Source organism: Propionispora hippei DSM 15287, assembly GCF_900141835.1.
GTDB lineage: Bacteria > Bacillota > Negativicutes > Propionisporales > Propionisporaceae > Propionispora > Propionispora hippei.
On the sequence record NZ_FQZD01000008.1, the window covers coordinates 22,481 to 39,042 of the forward strand.

Sequence of the window (16,562 nt, forward strand, 5' to 3'; positions counted from 1 at the left end):
AGGAGTGGGAATATGGCTAAAATAGCGAATAGTGTAACCGATCTGATCGGCGGTACGCCGCTGCTCAAGTTAAACAAGGTGGTAACGGCCGAAAGTGCCGAAGTGGTTGCCAAACTGGAACTGTTTAATCCCGGCGGGAGCGTGAAAGACCGGATTGGCCTTAGCATGCTGAAAGCCGCGGAAGAGCAAGGGCTGATCGGTAAGGATACGGTTATTATCGAACCGACCAGCGGCAATACTGGCATCGCCCTGGCCTTTATTGCCGCTGCCAGAGGTTACCGTCTGATTCTGACTATGCCGGAAACCATGAGTACCGAGCGGCGCAGCCTGTTAAAGGTCTATGGCGCAGAGCTGGTGCTGACCCCGGGAGCGGAAGGCATGAAAGGCGCTGTCCGCAAGGCTGAGGAACTGGCGGCGCAAATACCGAACTCGTTTATTCCCCAACAGTTTAACAATGCGGCCAATCCGGCTATTCACCGGGCAACAACGGCAGAAGAGATCTGGGCCGATACCGACGGCCGGGTGGATGTAATTATCGGCGGCGTGGGCACAGGAGGAACCATTACCGGGATTGGGGAAGTGCTGAAAAAACGTAAACCTACGCTGAAGGTTATTGCCGTAGAACCTTTTGATTCGCCGGTGCTTTCCGGCGGTAAGCCGGGGCCCCATAAAATACAGGGGATTGGCGCGGGATTTGTGCCGGGTGTACTGAACTTGGATATTGTTGACGAGATTTATAAGGTGAAAAATGAGGAAGCCGTGGAAACAGCACGGGACCTGGCCCGGCAGGAAGGCATCCTGGTCGGCATTTCCTCGGGCGCAGCGGCTTTTGCCGCCCTGCAACTGGCCAAACGGCGGGAACATGCCGGGCAATTAATTGTGGCTATCCTGCCTGATACAGGCGAGCGCTATATTAGCACCGTGTTATTTCAGGATTAAAAAACAACCGTCATTTTGAAGAGAGCATTTTGGATAAACATAGGGCTGCACACTTGTCCGACTATGAAACATAGAGGCCAAGTTCCTGAACGGAGCTTGGCCTCTATGTTTTCTTAAAGTAAATAAAAAGGCGCAGCAGCGCCATGAGGAGGAAGGAAAATGTCCGGTAATATACAAGCGCAGAGTCAAGAGTCGGCCGGCGACGATAAGATTGTAGCCCGCAATATCCGCCGGGTATATACCATTAAGCAAAAAGGGGACGGCGGACTTAGTGAATTTGAGGCTATCAAGCAGTTGGACCTTACAGTCAAGCAGGGCGAATTCCTGGTGATTGTCGGACCCAGCGGCTGCGGTAAATCAACATTCCTTGATATGGTGGCAGGCTTGGCCAAACCCAGTTCGGGAGAGATTTTTATTGACGGCCGCCTCATTACCGGCCCGGACCTGGACCGGGGCATTGTATTGCAGGGATATGCCTTGTTTCCCTGGCGAACGGTCCGGAAAAACGTCGAGTTTGGCCTGGAAGTGAAAAAAGTGCCGCCTAAGGAGCGCCGGGAAATCAGCCAGAAATATATTGAACTGGTTGGCCTGAAGAATTTTGAGGAACGGTACCCCCATGAACTGTCCGGCGGGATGAAGCAGCGGGTGGCCATCGCCCGGGCGCTGGCGTATGATCCGGAAGTGCTGTTAATGGATGAGCCTTTTGCGGCAGTGGATGCCCAAACCAGGGAGACGCTGCAGGAGGAACTGCTGCGAATCTGGGAAAAAACCAAGAAAACCATTATCTTTGTTACCCATGGCATTGACGAAGCGGTATTTTTAGGGGACCGAGTAGCGGTTATGACGGCCAATCCCGGTACGATCAAAGAGGTTGTGGATATTAACCTGCCCCGGCCCCGGGACGGTATCCGTTCTTCAGCCGAATTTGGCTGGATTCGCCATAAGATCTGGCAGTTGCTGCAAAATGATGAGTCTGCCGGAGCAGGCGGGCCGGTTGCCGGGCAAAGTATTGCCGAAGCCATTTCGTCGTCGGCAGCCTTATAAGCGGAGGGAATGGTATGCATTTGACCACAGCTAAGCTGCGCTATGTTTTACTCCGCTGGTCGGGGGTTTTGGCCTTGCTGGCCCTTTGGGAAATCGCGCCCCGTTTGGGCTGGGCCGATGCCCAGTTCCTGCCGGCGCTGTCCACTACGCTGCAGGCTGTAAAGCAACTCGGCCTGAACGGCAGTTTATACAGCCATTTGGTGGTTAGCCTCTGGCGTGTTCTGACCGGCCTGCTGCTGGCGGTGGCGGTGGCAGTACCGCTGGCCTTTATTCTGGAAGGCTGGTTTGCCGGCCTGTCACGGCAGCTTGATCCGCTGTTCCGTTTGCTCAGCCATGTCAATCCTTTTTCCCTGGCACCGGTGTTTATTCTGTTTTTTGGCATTGGGGAAGCGCAAAAGCTGGCCATAATTTCGCTGGTCACAGTGTGGCCGATTTTATTTCATACCATCACAGGCATCCGCGCGGTAGACCCTTTGCTGGTGAAGACCGCCCGTTCCCTGCATGTATCGCGGTTCAGAATGGCCCGGGACGTGTTATTGCCGGCTGCCTTTCCGACCATTATCACGGGACTGCGGGTCGGCACGCAAATGGCGGTGTTTATGCTGGTGGCGGCGGAAATGCTGGGAGCCAGTGCCGGCATGGGCTGGCTGGTGCATAACTCGGCCATGAACTACCAAATTCCCCGGATGTATGCCGGCGGTGGCTTTATTATTTTGTTAGGCATTGGCATCAATCAATTCATTCTGCAATTGGAACGGGACAGCTTTTTTTGGCAAACACCGCCTGCTTTGTTGGACCAGAGGTCTGAACGGCAGATTCCGGCTACCGGGAATACCTATTACCTGCCGATGATAACAGGCGTGCTGATCGGGATTTTGTTTTTTGGCGGCCAGGAAGTAGCCAGGGTCAACAGCCAAGCCGCCGCCTCAGGTTTTACCGCGGAACAGCATAGCCATCATCATACCCAACCGGACGACGGGGCGGCAAACGCTGCGCCGCCGGAAGGGCATAACCACCATATGTCGATGCCGGGCCATGGCGCCGAACAGGAAGGTGGGGATAAGGATGCCGTGAACGACAAGCCTGAAAGTCCGTAAGACGGCTTCCTGTCAGAGGGAAAATCCAATTAGGAGGTGCTGTATGACAGTGATAAGCCACGCAAAAAGGCTGCTAACGGATAAAGCCGCAGTCTGCCTGTTTTTAGTCGCTTGGGAGGCCGGCGCCCGCCTGGGGCTGGTTAACAATATGTTTATTCCGCCGCTATCCGGCATTTTGGCGACCATTTGGGATTTGCTGCTGGCGGGCAGTTTGCTCCCTCACATTGCGATCAGCCTGGAACGGTCGCTGGGCGGTTTTGCGCTGGCTGCGGCTATTGCCATTCCCCTGGGGCTGGTGATGGGTGGCTGGTTTCCTAAGCTGGAGTTGGTCCTGGAGCCGTTATTTGCGCTTGCCGCCCAGGCCAATCCGTTTATTTTGTTCCATGTCATTATCCTGTTTTTAGGTATTGGCGAAGCCACGAAGCTTACCATTATCGCCTGGATTTGCCTTTGGCCGGTACTGTTTAACACCATGAACGGTGTGCGCCAGGTAGAGCCGGCTCTGCTTAAAGCCGCGTTGTCGTTTGGCCTGAAGCGCCGGCAAATTTTTTTCCGGGTTGTGCTGCCGGCGGCGGCACCGGCCATTTTTACCGGCCTAAGGCTTAGTGCCGGCTATTCATTTTTCCTGTTGATTGCGGCGGAAATGATGGGGGCCAGTTCGGGACTGGGCTGGTTCATCCTGTACAGTCAGGAAAACTTTAATATTCATTGGATTTTTGCCGGTGCCGTGGTGATTGCCCTGCTTGGGTTAGCCATTGACACGGTACTGGTCTTTATGGAAAAAAGGCTAATTGTCTGGCGTATTGACTAAGTCAATTCCGGTGCAGGACGCTTGATGGGCAGCATTTTGTGGAGGTGACAGACGGTGGCTTTTCTTGTTGCGGTGGCCAGTGTTGATGGCAGGTATATTAACCGGCACTTTGCCACTACCGATAAGTTCTGGATTTTCAGACTCATGGAAGACCGGTTTTACCTGGATGACGTTCGTGATGTGGACAGACCGGCTTATGCCAACCACAAGGAAATGCTGCTTAATCTGCTGGAAGGCATTGCCGATTGTAATATGGTACTGGCACAGCAGATCGGTCCGGGAGCTGCCGTCATGCTGGGTTACCGGGGTATGGAGACTTATGTGGCCGAAGGAGAAATTGAGGCAGTGCTTAACCGTATTGCCTGGCTACAAAAAAAGAAACTGTATCGTACCAAACGCCGGACAGCGCAGTTTTCCGGCCTGGGACAATACTGGTAGCCGTTAACACAACGCAGGGTATAAATTTATTAAGAGGAGGAGTTCCCATGGGGTTGTTATATGATTTGACGATTGAGGCAGCCCGGCGTTCCCGCAGTTTACAAGAACAGCAGGCCCAATTACCGCCGCAAGAAAATAAAGATAACAGCAAACAGAGCCGTATTGCTGCTGAGAACGGGAGTTGCCGCAAGTCAGACAAAAAGGCAATCCCGGCAAAGATAAATGGATGGGTCAGCTTTGGCAAATAGCTGGCCAATGTGGGCGATGCCAAATCGCTGGTCATTCATCCGGCCAGCACCACGCATCAGCAACTGACTGTGGAAGAGCAGCTATCGAGCGGGGTTATGGAGGATCTGGTCCGCCTGTCCATCGGACTGGAGGATGTTGACGACTTGCTATATTATCTGGAAAAAGCACTGGAAGTCAGCCAGCAATAAGCCGAGGCTGACAGTACGCGCCGGCCACGTGACTTTTCGCAGGCCCGGAAGGTAACTAACGGGAAAGGTGTGGCAGGGATAGCTTGTTTTCCGGTATGGTTTTCAGTATAATTTAATATAATAAAGGGACTGGTTGGTAAATATGCCAAAGGTCAGGTTAATTTTCTTTTGAACGTTAATCTGGCCTTTTCCCCGTAAACGGAGGCATTGACCGGGAGAAACAACACAGCATGGCCGGATTGGAATCCCGGCAGGCGAGGAAGGATGGTCGGCAATGAGTTTCTTGGAGTTGGCTAAAAAACGATATTCTGTACGCAAATATCAGGAAAAAACGGTGGAGGAAGACAAACTGCTGAAAATACTGGAAGCAGGCCGGGTGGCGCCCACCGCCGCCAACAAGCAGCCTCAGCGACTGGTGATCGTCAGAGAAAAGGAGGGCTTGGCAAGGCTGAAAAAAGGAGCCAATGTCTTTGGTGCGCCCCTGGCGATTATTGTCTGCGGCGAAAAACCGGCAGCCTGGGTTAGAAAGTACGATGGGAAAAACACGCTGGATATTGATGCCTCCATAGTTACCACCCAGCTTATGCTGGAGGCAACGGAACTGGGGCTGGGGACCTTATGGGTATGCCATTTTGACCCGGTGGTAATCCACGACGAATTTAAGCTGCCGAAAGATGTGGAGCCGATCAATATTCTGGCCATTGGCTACGCCGACGGCGATGCGGCTTCACCGGACCGACACGCGACGCAGCGCAAGCCATTAGAAGATATTGTGTTTTACGAAAGCTACCGCTAAAACGGATTTTCCTGCAGGATCTGGTCTACATAGACAAAGCAGGCTGAACAGAGAATGAAGGCTAACAGCCATGCCTTATGTAAGGACTGCTGTTAGCTTTTTTTGCATCGTTATTTTACGGTTGCCACCGCGATAGCCTTTGTAAGCCCGGGAGTATTTTCTTGACAAAATCACTCCTGACTTTATAATGATAAGTAAAAAGAGTGTATTGGCTGATCAGAGCTACTGAAGGCTGCGATAATCCTAGTGGGATTGTCCTGGCCTTTTTTTATTTTTACATTCATAGCGGATTAAGGGAGTGGTATGGGTGAGAGCATTGGTAAAACGGGAAACCGGCTATGGCCATTTACAGGTAGTGGATAAACAGGAACCGGAGCCCGGTCCGGGGCAGGTGAAAATCAAAGTGGCCTATGCCGCCATCTGCGGCACTGATTTACATACTTATGAAGGGAAATACAAAGTAGCCGTACCGGTAGCGCTGGGACACGAATTTTCCGGGGAAATCACCGCTCTCGGCGCAGGAGTTGCCGGCTTTCAGGTGGGTGACCGGGTGACGGCGGAAACAACAGCAGTCGCCTGTGGTGAATGCCGGTATTGCCAAACAAAACAGTATAACCTGTGCAGCCGGCGCCAGGGGATTGGTACCCAGGTAGACGGTGCGTTTGCCGAATATCTGGTGATCCGGGCGGCAAGCGTTCATAAGCTGCCGGAAAACGTTAGCTTTTTAGCCGCGTCGATGACCGAAGCAGTGGCTTGCGCTCATCATATTGCCACTAAAGCCGGCGTGCAGCCGGGGGATGTGGCAGTGGTACTGGGACCGGGGCCGATCGGTCTGCTGACGGCGCAAATGGCCCGCCGCCTTGGTGCTCAGGTGATTATCGCCGGTTTGTCGCAAGATAGGGTCAGACTGGAAAAAGCGCGGGAGGTAGGGATAAACCAGGCCGTGGATATTGAGCGGCAGGATCTGCGGCAGCTTGTGGTCGATGCGACGGCGGGTTATGGGGCAGATATCGTGTTTGAGTGTACCGGGGCGCCGCCTTCGGTGGCTATGGGACTGGAGCTTCTGCGCAAGCAGGGAACTTACGTGCAGGCCGGAGTTTTTCCCACAGCCGAGCTGCCGGCCGACTTTGACAAGATCATTCAAAAGGAACTGCGGATTATTGGCAGCCGCAGCCAGAATCCGTTTGACTGGGAACCATCCCTTCAACTAATCAGTGAAGGCGCTGTAAAAACGCAGGAACTGGTTTCCCATCAATTTACGCTCGCTGAATGGGATAAGGCCTATGCGGTGATCAAACAGGGACAAGCTATAAAAGTGGTGCTGGTACCTGGGCGGGAAATGGAGGCATAACCTCTTGACAGTGATTTGCTTCTGCGGTAGAATGAAAAACAATATACATCTACATAACGTTAAATTCTCTTATTTAGAGTGGTCGAGGGACTGGCCCGATGACACCCGGCAACCGGCAGCAATGCAGTGGTGCTAACTCCAGCAGGAATGATTTCCTGGAAGATGAGGGAAGGGTATTTTATAACAGTAAAACCCCTTTCTGCGGAGAGGGGTTTTTATTATGCCGGAAGGGATAATAAAAATAATTTACGATTTTAGTTTAAATGGGGGATATTATGAAACTGAGTACAAAAATAGTTCATTGCGGCGTGGGGGCCGACCCGCGCACCGGTGCGATCAGCACACCAATTTATCAAAATGCCACCTTTCGCCATCCGGCGTTAGGAGAAAGCACCGGCTATGATTATTCCCGTTCCCAGAATCCAACCAGGGAAGCGGTTGAGAAGGCTATTACCGACCTGGAAGGCGGTGCTGCCGGCTATGTCTTTGCATCAGGCATGGCCGCTGTGACGGCGGTATTGTTGTTATATAAGCCGGGCAGTCATTTTATCGTTACCGAAGATTGTTATGGCGGTACCTATCGCGTGTTGGACCAGATTTTCGCCAATCTGGGTTTTACGGTGAGCTTTATTGACAGCAGCAATCTGACAGAAGTCCAGGAGTCAATTCAAAAAAATACGGCGGCCATTTTAATTGAAACGCCGACCAATCCGCTGATGAAAATTGCCGATATCAAAGCGATTGCCTGTATGGCGGCGCAGCGTGATATTCATACGATTGTGGATAATACTTTCTTATCCCCCTATTTCCAACAGCCCTTACTTCTGGGGGCGGACATTGTCATCCACAGTGGGACAAAATATTTGTCAGGCCATAATGATACCGTTTGTGGTGCCGTCGTTGCCCGCACTGCGGAGCTGGGGGAACGGATACGGTTCATCCAGAACTCAACCGGCAGCATTCTGGGACCGCAGGATAGCTGGCTGCTGCTGCGGGGCATTAAAACGCTGGCTTTACGTATGGAAAAACACAGTGCCAATGCGCTTACCATTGCCAAATGGCTGCAAACTCAGCCGCAAGTCAAACAAGTCTATTATCCCGGCCTGGAAGATCATCCGGGTAAAGCTATTCAGGATGCCCAGGCCTCCGGTTATGGTGGCATGCTTTCTTTTGATGTGGCCTGTCCTTCGCTGGTTCCACAGGTGCTGTCCCGGGTCAGGCTGATTCAGTTCGCCGAAAGTCTGGGCGGCGTGGAATCTTTGATTACCTTCCCGGCTGTTCAGACACACGCTGATGTGCCGCCCGAGGTTCGGGACCGGCTGGGGGTTTCGGACTGCCTTTTGCGGTTTTCCGTAGGGATTGAGGATGTGGAAGATCTAATTGAGGATTTGCGGCAGGCGTTGCATAATAAAGGGTAACGGCCGGAAGAAATGGAGAAAACTAGTGCTCCATCAACTTTGAAAGTGCAAATTAAATTTGCGGAGATTTTTTCGACTGGCAAGGAAGTAAAACCGCAGGAATAGCAGTCCCTACTGCAAGATTTTGCCGACGCAGCCGGGCGGAAAAAGATCCGTCAGGATGCGCAGTGTGAATTAATCAGCGGTTACCTAATGGCAAAAAAATCTTGACATCGCCTGTCATTGGTACTATCATGTAAGTAACAAGTTGGTTTGAATGGTAGGCTGATCAGAAAAACTGAAGGCCAAAGGAGATGCTTGCTGCAGCTTCTTTGGCCTTTTTTGTTTATGTGGCGTTTCCTGACCATACCGACAGCGGCTTATACGCCGGATCAAACTAAAAATTTGGTATGGGCCGTATTTGTCCGTGCATAACTATAACTTGGGTTTGATACATTATCATGTAAATTTAAAATATAAACGGGGGTATTTACTATGTCACGTATTGTAAAGAATTTAACCGAATTAATCGGTAACACTCCGCTGTTGGAATTTGACAACTACCGTAAGGCCAGAGGGTATGAGGCAGCTGTTATTGCCAAGTTGGAATATTTTAATCCCTTGGGCAGCGTGAAAGACCGGATCGGCTATGCCATGATCGCCGATGCGGAAGAAAAAGGCCTGCTTGACAAAGATACTTTAATTGTTGAACCTACCAGCGGCAATACCGGTGTAGGGCTGGCTTTTGTCGCAGCGGCTAAGGGCTACAAATTGGTGCTGACCATGCCGGAAACTATGAGTATTGAAAGAAGAAAGCTGCTTAAAGCGCTAGGTGCCGAACTTGTTTTAACGCCGGGCGCGGAAGGTATGAAGGGGGCTATTAAAAAGGCCGAAGAAATTGTGGCGGAAAACCCGAAGGCCTTTATTCCCCAGCAGTTTAAAAATCCGGCTAATCCGGCTATTCACCGCAAGACCACGGCTGAAGAAATTTGGCGCGATACCGACGGCAAGGTTGATATTTTTGTCGGCGGTGTAGGTACGGGCGGCACCATTACCGGTGTTGGCGAAGTATTGAAGCAAAAAAATCCTAACGTTAAAATTGTAGCGGTTGAACCGAAGGATTCGCCTGTTTTGTCGGGCGGTAAACCGGGACCCCATAAAATTCAGGGTATCGGCGCCGGGTTCGTGCCGGACGTGTTTAATAAAGACGTCATTGATGAAATTATTCCGGTAAGCAATGAGGATGCTTTTGCTACTGGCCGGGAACTGGCCAGAACCGAAGGCCTGCTGGTCGGTATTTCCAGTGGTGCGGCAGCTTATGCGGCAACTCAACTGGCTTTACGTCCGGAAAATAAAGGTAAAACCATTGTGGTGCTCTTGCCGGATACCGGTGAACGGTATCTGTCGACAAGTTTATTTGAAGAATAATAGTAGGCTCGGCTGATCGGACATAACGAAGGCTGGAGTTTGCACTACGACGGCGCAAACTCCAGCCTTATTTCTATACCGGTGGCCGGCTCTCGCAAGAGGTTCTGCTTTTCCCTCTTATTTTAAGAACGGCTACCGGGAATGGCATGATTCAAACTTACCGGACATATACTACCTGTAAGCAGCTTAGCGTGCGCTGAGACAGAAAACTGGTCTGCTTGCTTGGCGGTAAATAGTTATTGACACTGTTATTACCCTATGATACTATTTCATATAAGTTGATAAAGTAGCTCTTATCCAGAGAGGTCGAGGGACTGGCCCGAAGAAACCCGGCAACCGGCAGCAATGCAGTGGTGCTAATTCCAGCAGGATAATTAATCCTGGCGATGAGAGGAAAGTATGACCCCAAACCCTTTCCTTGGAAAGGGTTTTCTTAGTTTCAACCCGGCCGATACAAACTGCTTATAGAGGTGTGAGCATGGCAAATACAAAAAAGAACGCAAGTGCGGTGCAGCAAGAAGTTGTGCCCCAGTCGGTTATGGACCAAATTGAAAAGGTTATTAATAGCACATTGCACGGTTCAGTTACCTTAATCGTCCAGGACTCCCGTATTATCCAGATTGAGCGGGTCGAGAAAATTAGATTATGCTGATACGATAAAGGCAATGGAAAAGATATAGTTAGCAGCGGGGGGAGGCGGCGAGGATTTATGCCTGCAAAAAAGGAAGCAGTTTCACAGGAGGCGGCCAATCAGGCTAAATCGCAGGCTTTGCGCAAACGGATCGCAGAGGCTGTGGACGGACTGAAATTTGGCCAGGTGGTCATTGTGATCAAGGACGGCAAGGTCACCCAGCTTGACCGGACCGAAAAACAGCGGTTTACCGGTGTTGAAGGGATTTATGGTGACGGAATATAACGATAAACCGATAAAATATTACAGGCGGCGGGGACTGGCCGAGGCCGGGCAAAGACTGGTAAAAAAAGGCTTGACTTGCTGAGGGCTTCATGGTATTTTATAACAAAAGAAGATAGTGAATAAGCTGATCAGAAAGACTGAAGGCTAAGGAAACACCTCGAGTGCTTTCCTTGGCTTTTTTATTATCACAACAATATAGCGAATAGAGAGGGGTACATATTATGGCATTACCGGAAAACTTGAAATTTGACTCAGTGGCTGTCCACGGCGGACAAGAACCCGACCCAACCACAGGTTCCCGCGCGGTTCCGATTTATCAAACCACATCCTATAATTTTCGCGATAGCGAACATGGCGCCAATCTATTCGGTCTAAAGGAAGCGGGCAATATTTATACCCGTATCATGAATCCCACCACCGACGTATTTGAAAAACGGGTAGCGGCCTTGGAAGGCGGTGTTGGCGCTCTGGCCTTTGCTTCCGGCCATGCTGCTATCAGCGCGGCTATTTTCAACATTGCCCAGGCCGGTGATGAAATTATCAGCTCATCAACGCTGTACGGCGGTACCTACAATATGTTTACCTACACTCTGCCTCGTTTGGGTATTAACGTGATCTTAGTCGATCCCAGCGATCCGGAAAATTTCCGTAAAGCCATAACGCCGAAAACCAAGGCCATTTATGGTGAAACCATCGGCAACCCTAAAATTGACGTGTTTAATTTTAAAGCCGTAGCGGCTATTGCCCATGAAAATGGTATCCCCTTGATTATTGACAGTACCTTTGCCACGCCTTACCTGTCACGGCCGATTGAATTCGGTGCCGATATTGTTATTCACTCGGCTACCAAGTTTATCGGCGGTCATGGCAGTTCGATGGGCGGTATCGTAATTGACGGCGGTAAGTTCAACTGGGGCAACGGCAAGTTCCCGCTGCTCAGCGATGCCGATCCCAGTTATCACGGCCTGAGCTATACCGAGGCGTTAGGCGAAGCGGCATTCATTACCCGCCTGCGCATTCAGGTGTTGCGCGATTTAGGCGCTGCCCTAAGCCCGTTCAACAGCTTCCTATTCCTGCAGGGTCTGGAAACGCTGCATCTCAGAATGGAACGGCATAGCCAGAATGCTCTGGCAGTAGCTGAATTCCTGGAAAGTCATGAGCAGGTATCGTGGGTAAGCTATCCGGGCCTTGCCAGCCATCCGGATCATGAACTGGCCAAGGAGTACCTGGCGAAAGGGGCCGGTGCTATCTTAACCTTTGGCATTAAGGGCGGCCTGGAAGCGGGTAAGAAGTTCATTGACTCGCTCAAGCTTTTCTCTATTCTGGCCAATGTGGGCGATGCCAAGTCGCTGGTTATCCACCCGGCCAGCACTACCCATTCGCAGCTGACTTCGGAACAGCGGGCAGCGGCCGGCGCACCGGACGACATGATACGTCTCTCGGTTGGTATTGAAGATGCAGCGGATATTATTGCCGATCTGGAACAGGCCCTGCAAGCAGCTAAATAGCATTGTTTCTTGGTTTTTCATTGACAAAAAGAGAACATTTCGCTAGAATTTAGAATATAAATTTTGGCAAAGGAGCCATTTCTCTAAGGGGAGAAGTGGCTCTATTTTTTTGAGGAGGCGGCGACGATGCGGTGGTTTAGCAGCAAGGGGTTACAGCAATTAGCCGAACAGACGAGTCAATATGCAGCCGGGAATATAGCAGGCGAGTTAAAGCCGGAGGAGTATCCGAAGGAGCTGCAGCCACTGGCTGGGCATATTCAGGCCATGGCGGAGATGATCCGCAGCTTTACTCAGGAGTCGCAGGTGGCGTCCAGCCAGGTGATGGCCGCCGTAAAACAGGTTAACAAGGCCATTGTCAATGCCGATACGCTGGGCGGTAAGATTCATCAGGAGACTGCCGGCACGCAGAAGCTGGCCGCCAGTCTCCTGAACGGAGCCTCCCAGGCCAAACAGGAAATCGAACAGGTGGTCCAGACGGCGCAAACCATTACGCAGGTGGCCGGCGGTATTCATCAGGACAGCATTAAAACCAGGCATACCGCCGAGCAAGGCTGCCAGGCAGTGCTGGAGGCATCGGACGCGATGACAGCCATTCAGCAGTCCTCGACCAGAATTGAAGCCTGTATCCAGAATCTAACCAAAATGGCGCGGGAAATTGACAGTTTTCTGGGCGCCATTCAGGGAATATCCACGCAAACTAATCTCTTGTCCCTGAACGCCGCCATTGAGGCGGCCCGGGCCGGCGAGCACGGCCGGGGCTTCGCTGTGGTGGCCCAGGAAATACAGAAGCTGTCCGAAGCCAGTGCCACAGCCGCTTCATCGGCCAATGGCCTGTTGGCCCAAATTGACGAAGGCGTGGCTGCTGCCGCTGCCGCTGTCGAGGAAGGGGCTAAGTCGGTGGAAAACGGCGTCAAGGCGATGCAGGAAGCTGACGGCAGTCTGAAGGAAATCCTGGCGGCCAGCTCCCAAATTGAAGATCAACTGTCGGAAGCCAGCGCGGCCCGGCAATCACAGTTGGCCGCAACCACCGGCGCCTCGGATACGTTGAATGACATGGCCCAGATGTGCGAACAGGCGGCGCTCCATATTGATGAAGTGGTCGGTTCTATTGCCGATCAGGAGCGCCATCTGGCGGAAACACGCAACATGGGTAATTTGCTGGCCAAGGTCGCCAAGTCGTTGGTGGATACAACCCAGAAGATCACTTTGGTAACTATCAGCCCGGAGATGCAAAACCAGATTCAGCGTTTAAAGGAGCAGCTGACTGCCCTTGCCCGGGAACAGTCGCTGCTCAGTCTGGAGCCGGCCGTACATAAAACGGTGTTGTCCGGCTTTTTACAAACCCATGCTAACCTGGAAGCCATTTGGAGCAACAATCTGGAGGGCGAGTTTATTGTTTCCCTGCCACCGGCCGGCATTGCCAATGCCGGATCGCGGGAATGGTTCCAGGAAGCGGCGGAGGGAAAAATCTATGTGTCGGCTGCCTATGTGTCGGCCATATCCCACAAGCCCTGCGTCACCATCGCCGTGCCGATCAGCGGCGCCGGTGGCCGTATCGGTGTGCTGGGGGCCGATGTAAGTGTAGCCTGATTTTTCAGCGAGAGCAGAGGTAGCCGCGCGAAAACGCGTCCTAATACCTCTGTTTTTATTTGAATCAAAAGGTCAAAAGGTCAAATATTTTCCTTGTATAGTTGGGAATTTTTTGCTACATTATAAATGTAACATATATATATAAACAGAGGTTACACGAGGGGGTATCTGTCATGAATCAGGAAAAATATACGCAGAAGGCGATGGCTGTTCTGTCGGCCGCGCAGCAGATCTGCGCCCGGTATTATCACCAGGAAATGACGACAAGACATGTATTGCTGGCCTTGCTTAAAGAAGATGACGGCATGACCGCGCACCTCCTTAAGGAAGCGCAGGTGGACACAAAGCTTTTTCAAAAACAGGCGGAAGCCTTGCTTAAACAACAGCCTGCCGTTCGCGGCCAGGAAAGCGGGCTCAGGATGAATACAGCCATGCTCCGCGTACTGGCTTTGGCTGAGGAGATCGCGGCCCATATGCAGGATGAATATATTAGCACCGAACATATGCTGATGGCGCTGGCCGATGACGGCGACAGCGATGTGGTGGATTTGTGCCGGAAGTTCGGCCTGCACCGCAGCCGTTTGCAGCAGTTGGTCAGTGCTTACCGTCAGGGCCGGCGCATTACCGGTGATAATCCGGACGAGGCGTTCAAGGCGCTGGAGAAATACGGCCGGGATTTGACGGCGCTGGCGCGGGAAGGAAAACTGGACCCGGTGATCGGCCGCGACGAGCAGATCCGGCGGGTGGTGGAAATTCTCTCGCGGCGCACCAAAAATAACCCGGTGCTTATCGGGGAGCCCGGTGTCGGCAAAACAGCCATTGTGGAGGGGCTGGCCCGGCGGATTGTGGCCGGCGATGTGCCGGAAAGCTTAAAGGACAAAATCCTGTACTCGCTGGATTTAAGCTCCCTGGTGGCCGGTGCGAAATTTCGCGGTGAATTTGAGGAACGTCTGAAGAATGTGCTGGATGAAATTTTACAGGCCGAGGGCCGTATCGTCCTGTTTATTGATGAACTGCACACCGTGGTGGGAGCCGGCGCCGCCGAAGGCGCCATGGATGCCGGCAATATTTTAAAACCCATGCTGGCCAGAGGGGAACTGCGCTGTATCGGGGCTACGACACTGAATGAATACCGCGCCCATATCGAAAAGGATACGGCCCTGGAACGGCGCTTCCAGCCGGTCATGGTCGGCGAACCTTCGGTGGAAGATACCATCTCCATTTTGCGGGGCTTAAAGGAACGCTATGAGGTCCACCACGGGGTGAAGATCAAGGACGCGGCCCTGATTGCGGCGGCGACGCTGTCGGACCGTTATATTGCCGACCGGTTTTTGCCCGATAAGGCCATTGACCTGGTTGACGAAGCGGCGGCCAAGCTGCGCACCGAAATTGATTCCATGCCGGCCGAACTGGACGAAGTATCCCGCCGGGTGCTGCAACTGGAGATTGAGGAACAGGCCCTGCGCAAGGAGACGGAAGCAGCGGCTCACAGCCGGCTGGCCGGTATCGAGGCGGAGCTGCGAGAACTGCGGGCTCAGGCCGACAGCCTGCGCGGCCAGTGGGATGTGGAAAAGCAGGGCATTGTCAAGCTGCGGGAACTGAAAAAGCAAATGGAAGCCGTGCGGACAGAAATGGAAAATGCCGAACGGGCCTATGATTTGAACCGGCTGGCCGAGCTGAAATACGGCCGGTTGCCGGCGCTGGAAAAGGAGTTGCAGCAGGAAGAAGCTGCGCTGGCGCAGAAACGGACCCAGCAGGTGTTGCTCAAAGAAGAAGTGGACGAAGACGATATCGCTAAAATCGTCAGCCGCTGGACCGGCATTCCGGTCAGCCGCATGCTGGCCGGCGAACGGGAGAAACTGGCCGGTCTGGAAACCATTCTCCATCAGCGGGTAGTCGGCCAGGATCAGGCGGTGCAAGCTGTCAGCGAGGCCATTATCCGGGCCCGGGCCGGCATCAAGGACCCCAACCGTCCGATTGGTTCTTTCATCTTCCTGGGACCGACCGGCGTTGGGAAAACCGAGCTGGCCAAGACGCTGGCCGAGGTGCTGTTCGATGACGAACGCAGTTTAATCCGGATTGACATGAGCGAGTATATGGAAAAACATGCCGTGGCCCGTCTGATCGGCGCACCGCCCGGCTATGTCGGCTACGACGAGGGCGGCCAGTTGACCGAGGCAGTACGGCGGCGTCCCTACAGTGTGCTGCTGCTCGATGAAATCGAAAAGGCCCATCCTGATGTCTTTAACGTGTTGCTGCAAATCCTGGACGACGGCCGCTTGACCGACAGCAAGGGACGGACGGTCGACTTTAAGAATACCATCATTATTATGACCTCCAACCTGGGGTCGGCGGAAATCCTGAAAAAAGAAGGCGCCGCTGCGCAGGAAGCCGTCTTTACCATTCTGAAAAGCTATTTCCGGCCCGAATTTTTAAACCGCATTGACGACATCATCGTCTTTAAGGCGTTAACGCCGAAGGAAGTCCGGTCCATTGCCGGCCTGCTGCTGCAGAATCTAAAGCAGCGGCTGCAAAAACAACTTAACCTTACCCTGGAGTGGGACGAAGACGTTGAAGCGCTGCTTGCCCGGGAAGGCTACGACCCGGCCTTCGGTGCCCGACCCTTGAAACGGCTGATCAGCCGTACAGTAGAAACTGAACTGGGCAAGAAAATCGTCACCGGCCAGATTCCCGAAGAAGGAACGGTGCAACTGTCGGTGGTTGACGGGAAGCTGACAGTTGAGGGCAGGTAATAGCCGGTTTTAGCTGTAAGATTAACAATAATAATAGATAAAAACGACTTATTTTTT

At 52.5% G+C, this 16,562-nt stretch carries 15 protein-coding genes, 1 pseudogene and 2 riboswitches; all 16 genes and pseudogenes read left to right on the forward strand.

Annotation, left to right across the window (positions count from 1 at the left end; translation table 11 throughout):
• Positions 1-12: 12 nt before the first annotated feature.
• Positions 13-939 carry a cysteine synthase A gene (gene cysK / locus F3H20_RS05625; RefSeq protein WP_149733978.1) on the forward strand — a complete coding sequence of 309 codons (927 nt, stop codon included), beginning with the start codon at positions 13-15 and terminating at the stop codon, positions 937-939.
• A 159-nt stretch (positions 940-1,098) separates the two neighbouring features.
• Positions 1,099-1,983, forward strand: a complete 885-nt coding sequence (locus tag F3H20_RS05630; protein ID WP_149733979.1) for an ABC transporter ATP-binding protein — start codon at positions 1,099-1,101, stop codon at positions 1,981-1,983.
• 14 nt (positions 1,984-1,997) lie between these two features.
• Complete coding sequence (locus F3H20_RS05635; protein WP_149733980.1) at positions 1,998-3,080, forward strand: ABC transporter permease; 1,083 nt, start codon at positions 1,998-2,000, stop codon at positions 3,078-3,080.
• 43 nt (positions 3,081-3,123) lie between these two features.
• Positions 3,124-3,891, forward strand: coding sequence for an ABC transporter permease (locus F3H20_RS05640; protein WP_149733981.1), 768 nt, complete (start codon positions 3,124-3,126; stop codon positions 3,889-3,891).
• A gap of 54 nt (positions 3,892-3,945) precedes the next feature.
• Complete coding sequence (locus F3H20_RS05645) at positions 3,946-4,329, forward strand: NifB/NifX family molybdenum-iron cluster-binding protein (RefSeq protein WP_149733982.1); 384 nt, start codon at positions 3,946-3,948, stop codon at positions 4,327-4,329.
• A gap of 47 nt (positions 4,330-4,376) precedes the next feature.
• Positions 4,377-4,577, forward strand: coding sequence for a hypothetical protein (locus F3H20_RS05650; RefSeq protein ID WP_149733983.1), 201 nt, complete (start codon positions 4,377-4,379; stop codon positions 4,575-4,577).
• Positions 4,578-4,766 (forward strand): annotated as a pseudogene (locus tag F3H20_RS05655) (PLP-dependent transferase); the annotation flags it as partial.
• A 274-nt stretch (positions 4,767-5,040) separates the two neighbouring features.
• Positions 5,041-5,562: a nitroreductase family protein gene (locus tag F3H20_RS05660; protein ID WP_149733984.1), complete on the forward strand. Its 522-nt coding sequence runs from the start codon at positions 5,041-5,043 to the stop codon at positions 5,560-5,562.
• A gap of 307 nt (positions 5,563-5,869) precedes the next feature.
• A complete protein-coding gene (locus F3H20_RS05665; protein WP_149733985.1) occupies positions 5,870-6,913 on the forward strand; it encodes a zinc-binding dehydrogenase in 1,044 nt (347 codons plus the stop codon).
• A 66-nt stretch (positions 6,914-6,979) separates the two neighbouring features.
• Positions 6,980-7,082, forward strand: a riboswitch (SAM riboswitch).
• A gap of 106 nt (positions 7,083-7,188) precedes the next feature.
• Positions 7,189-8,331 carry a trans-sulfuration enzyme family protein gene (locus tag F3H20_RS05670; RefSeq protein ID WP_149733986.1) on the forward strand — a complete coding sequence of 381 codons (1,143 nt, stop codon included), beginning with the start codon at positions 7,189-7,191 and terminating at the stop codon, positions 8,329-8,331.
• A 474-nt stretch (positions 8,332-8,805) separates the two neighbouring features.
• Positions 8,806-9,738 (forward strand): cysteine synthase A, encoded by a 933-nt coding sequence (cysK, locus tag F3H20_RS05675; protein ID WP_149733987.1) that lies wholly within the window; start codon positions 8,806-8,808, stop codon positions 9,736-9,738.
• Positions 9,739-10,028: 290 nt separating this feature from the next.
• A riboswitch (SAM riboswitch) is annotated at positions 10,029-10,131 on the forward strand.
• Positions 10,132-10,216: 85 nt separating this feature from the next.
• On the forward strand, positions 10,217-10,390 hold the full coding sequence (locus F3H20_RS05680; RefSeq protein ID WP_223191639.1) for a YezD family protein: 174 nt from the start codon (positions 10,217-10,219) through the stop codon (positions 10,388-10,390).
• Positions 10,391-10,447: 57 nt separating this feature from the next.
• The gene (locus F3H20_RS05685) at positions 10,448-10,654 is read left to right on the forward strand and encodes a YezD family protein (RefSeq protein WP_091748197.1); all 207 of its coding nucleotides are present in this window, start codon (positions 10,448-10,450) and stop codon (positions 10,652-10,654) included.
• A gap of 221 nt (positions 10,655-10,875) precedes the next feature.
• Positions 10,876-12,162 (forward strand): homocysteine synthase, encoded by a 1,287-nt coding sequence (locus tag F3H20_RS05690; RefSeq protein ID WP_149733988.1) that lies wholly within the window; start codon positions 10,876-10,878, stop codon positions 12,160-12,162.
• Between the two features lie 126 nt (positions 12,163-12,288).
• Positions 12,289-13,752: a methyl-accepting chemotaxis protein gene (locus F3H20_RS05695; RefSeq protein WP_149733989.1), complete on the forward strand. Its 1,464-nt coding sequence runs from the start codon at positions 12,289-12,291 to the stop codon at positions 13,750-13,752.
• Positions 13,753-13,925: 173 nt separating this feature from the next.
• Entirely contained in the window at positions 13,926-16,505 is a 2,580-nt protein-coding gene (gene clpB, locus F3H20_RS05700) for an ATP-dependent chaperone ClpB (RefSeq protein ID WP_149733990.1), read from the forward strand.
• The last annotated feature ends 57 nt before the right edge of the window (positions 16,506-16,562 follow it).

What these genes read in the sequence shown, in the direction of transcription:
- F3H20_RS05650 (WP_149733983.1), top strand. Translation starts at nt 4,377, where the DNA reads ATGGGGTTGTTATATGATTTGACGATTGAGGCAGCCCGGCGTTCCCGC.
- F3H20_RS05640 (WP_149733981.1), top strand. Translation starts at nt 3,124, where the DNA reads ATGACAGTGATAAGCCACGCAAAAAGGCTGCTAACGGATAAAGCCGCA.
- F3H20_RS05695 (WP_149733989.1), top strand. Translation starts at nt 12,289, where the DNA reads ATGCGGTGGTTTAGCAGCAAGGGGTTACAGCAATTAGCCGAACAGACG.
- cysK (WP_149733987.1), top strand. Translation starts at nt 8,806, where the DNA reads ATGTCACGTATTGTAAAGAATTTAACCGAATTAATCGGTAACACTCCG.
- F3H20_RS05685 (WP_091748197.1), top strand. Translation starts at nt 10,448, where the DNA reads ATGCCTGCAAAAAAGGAAGCAGTTTCACAGGAGGCGGCCAATCAGGCT.
- F3H20_RS05630 (WP_149733979.1), top strand. Translation starts at nt 1,099, where the DNA reads ATGTCCGGTAATATACAAGCGCAGAGTCAAGAGTCGGCCGGCGACGAT.
- F3H20_RS05635 (WP_149733980.1), top strand. Translation starts at nt 1,998, where the DNA reads ATGCATTTGACCACAGCTAAGCTGCGCTATGTTTTACTCCGCTGGTCG.
- F3H20_RS05690 (WP_149733988.1), top strand. Translation starts at nt 10,876, where the DNA reads ATGGCATTACCGGAAAACTTGAAATTTGACTCAGTGGCTGTCCACGGC.
- cysK (WP_149733978.1), top strand. Translation starts at nt 13, where the DNA reads ATGGCTAAAATAGCGAATAGTGTAACCGATCTGATCGGCGGTACGCCG.
- F3H20_RS05670 (WP_149733986.1), top strand. Translation starts at nt 7,189, where the DNA reads ATGAAACTGAGTACAAAAATAGTTCATTGCGGCGTGGGGGCCGACCCG.
- F3H20_RS05660 (WP_149733984.1), top strand. Translation starts at nt 5,041, where the DNA reads ATGAGTTTCTTGGAGTTGGCTAAAAAACGATATTCTGTACGCAAATAT.
- clpB (WP_149733990.1), top strand. Translation starts at nt 13,926, where the DNA reads ATGAATCAGGAAAAATATACGCAGAAGGCGATGGCTGTTCTGTCGGCC.
- F3H20_RS05680 (WP_223191639.1), top strand. Translation starts at nt 10,217, where the DNA reads ATGGCAAATACAAAAAAGAACGCAAGTGCGGTGCAGCAAGAAGTTGTG.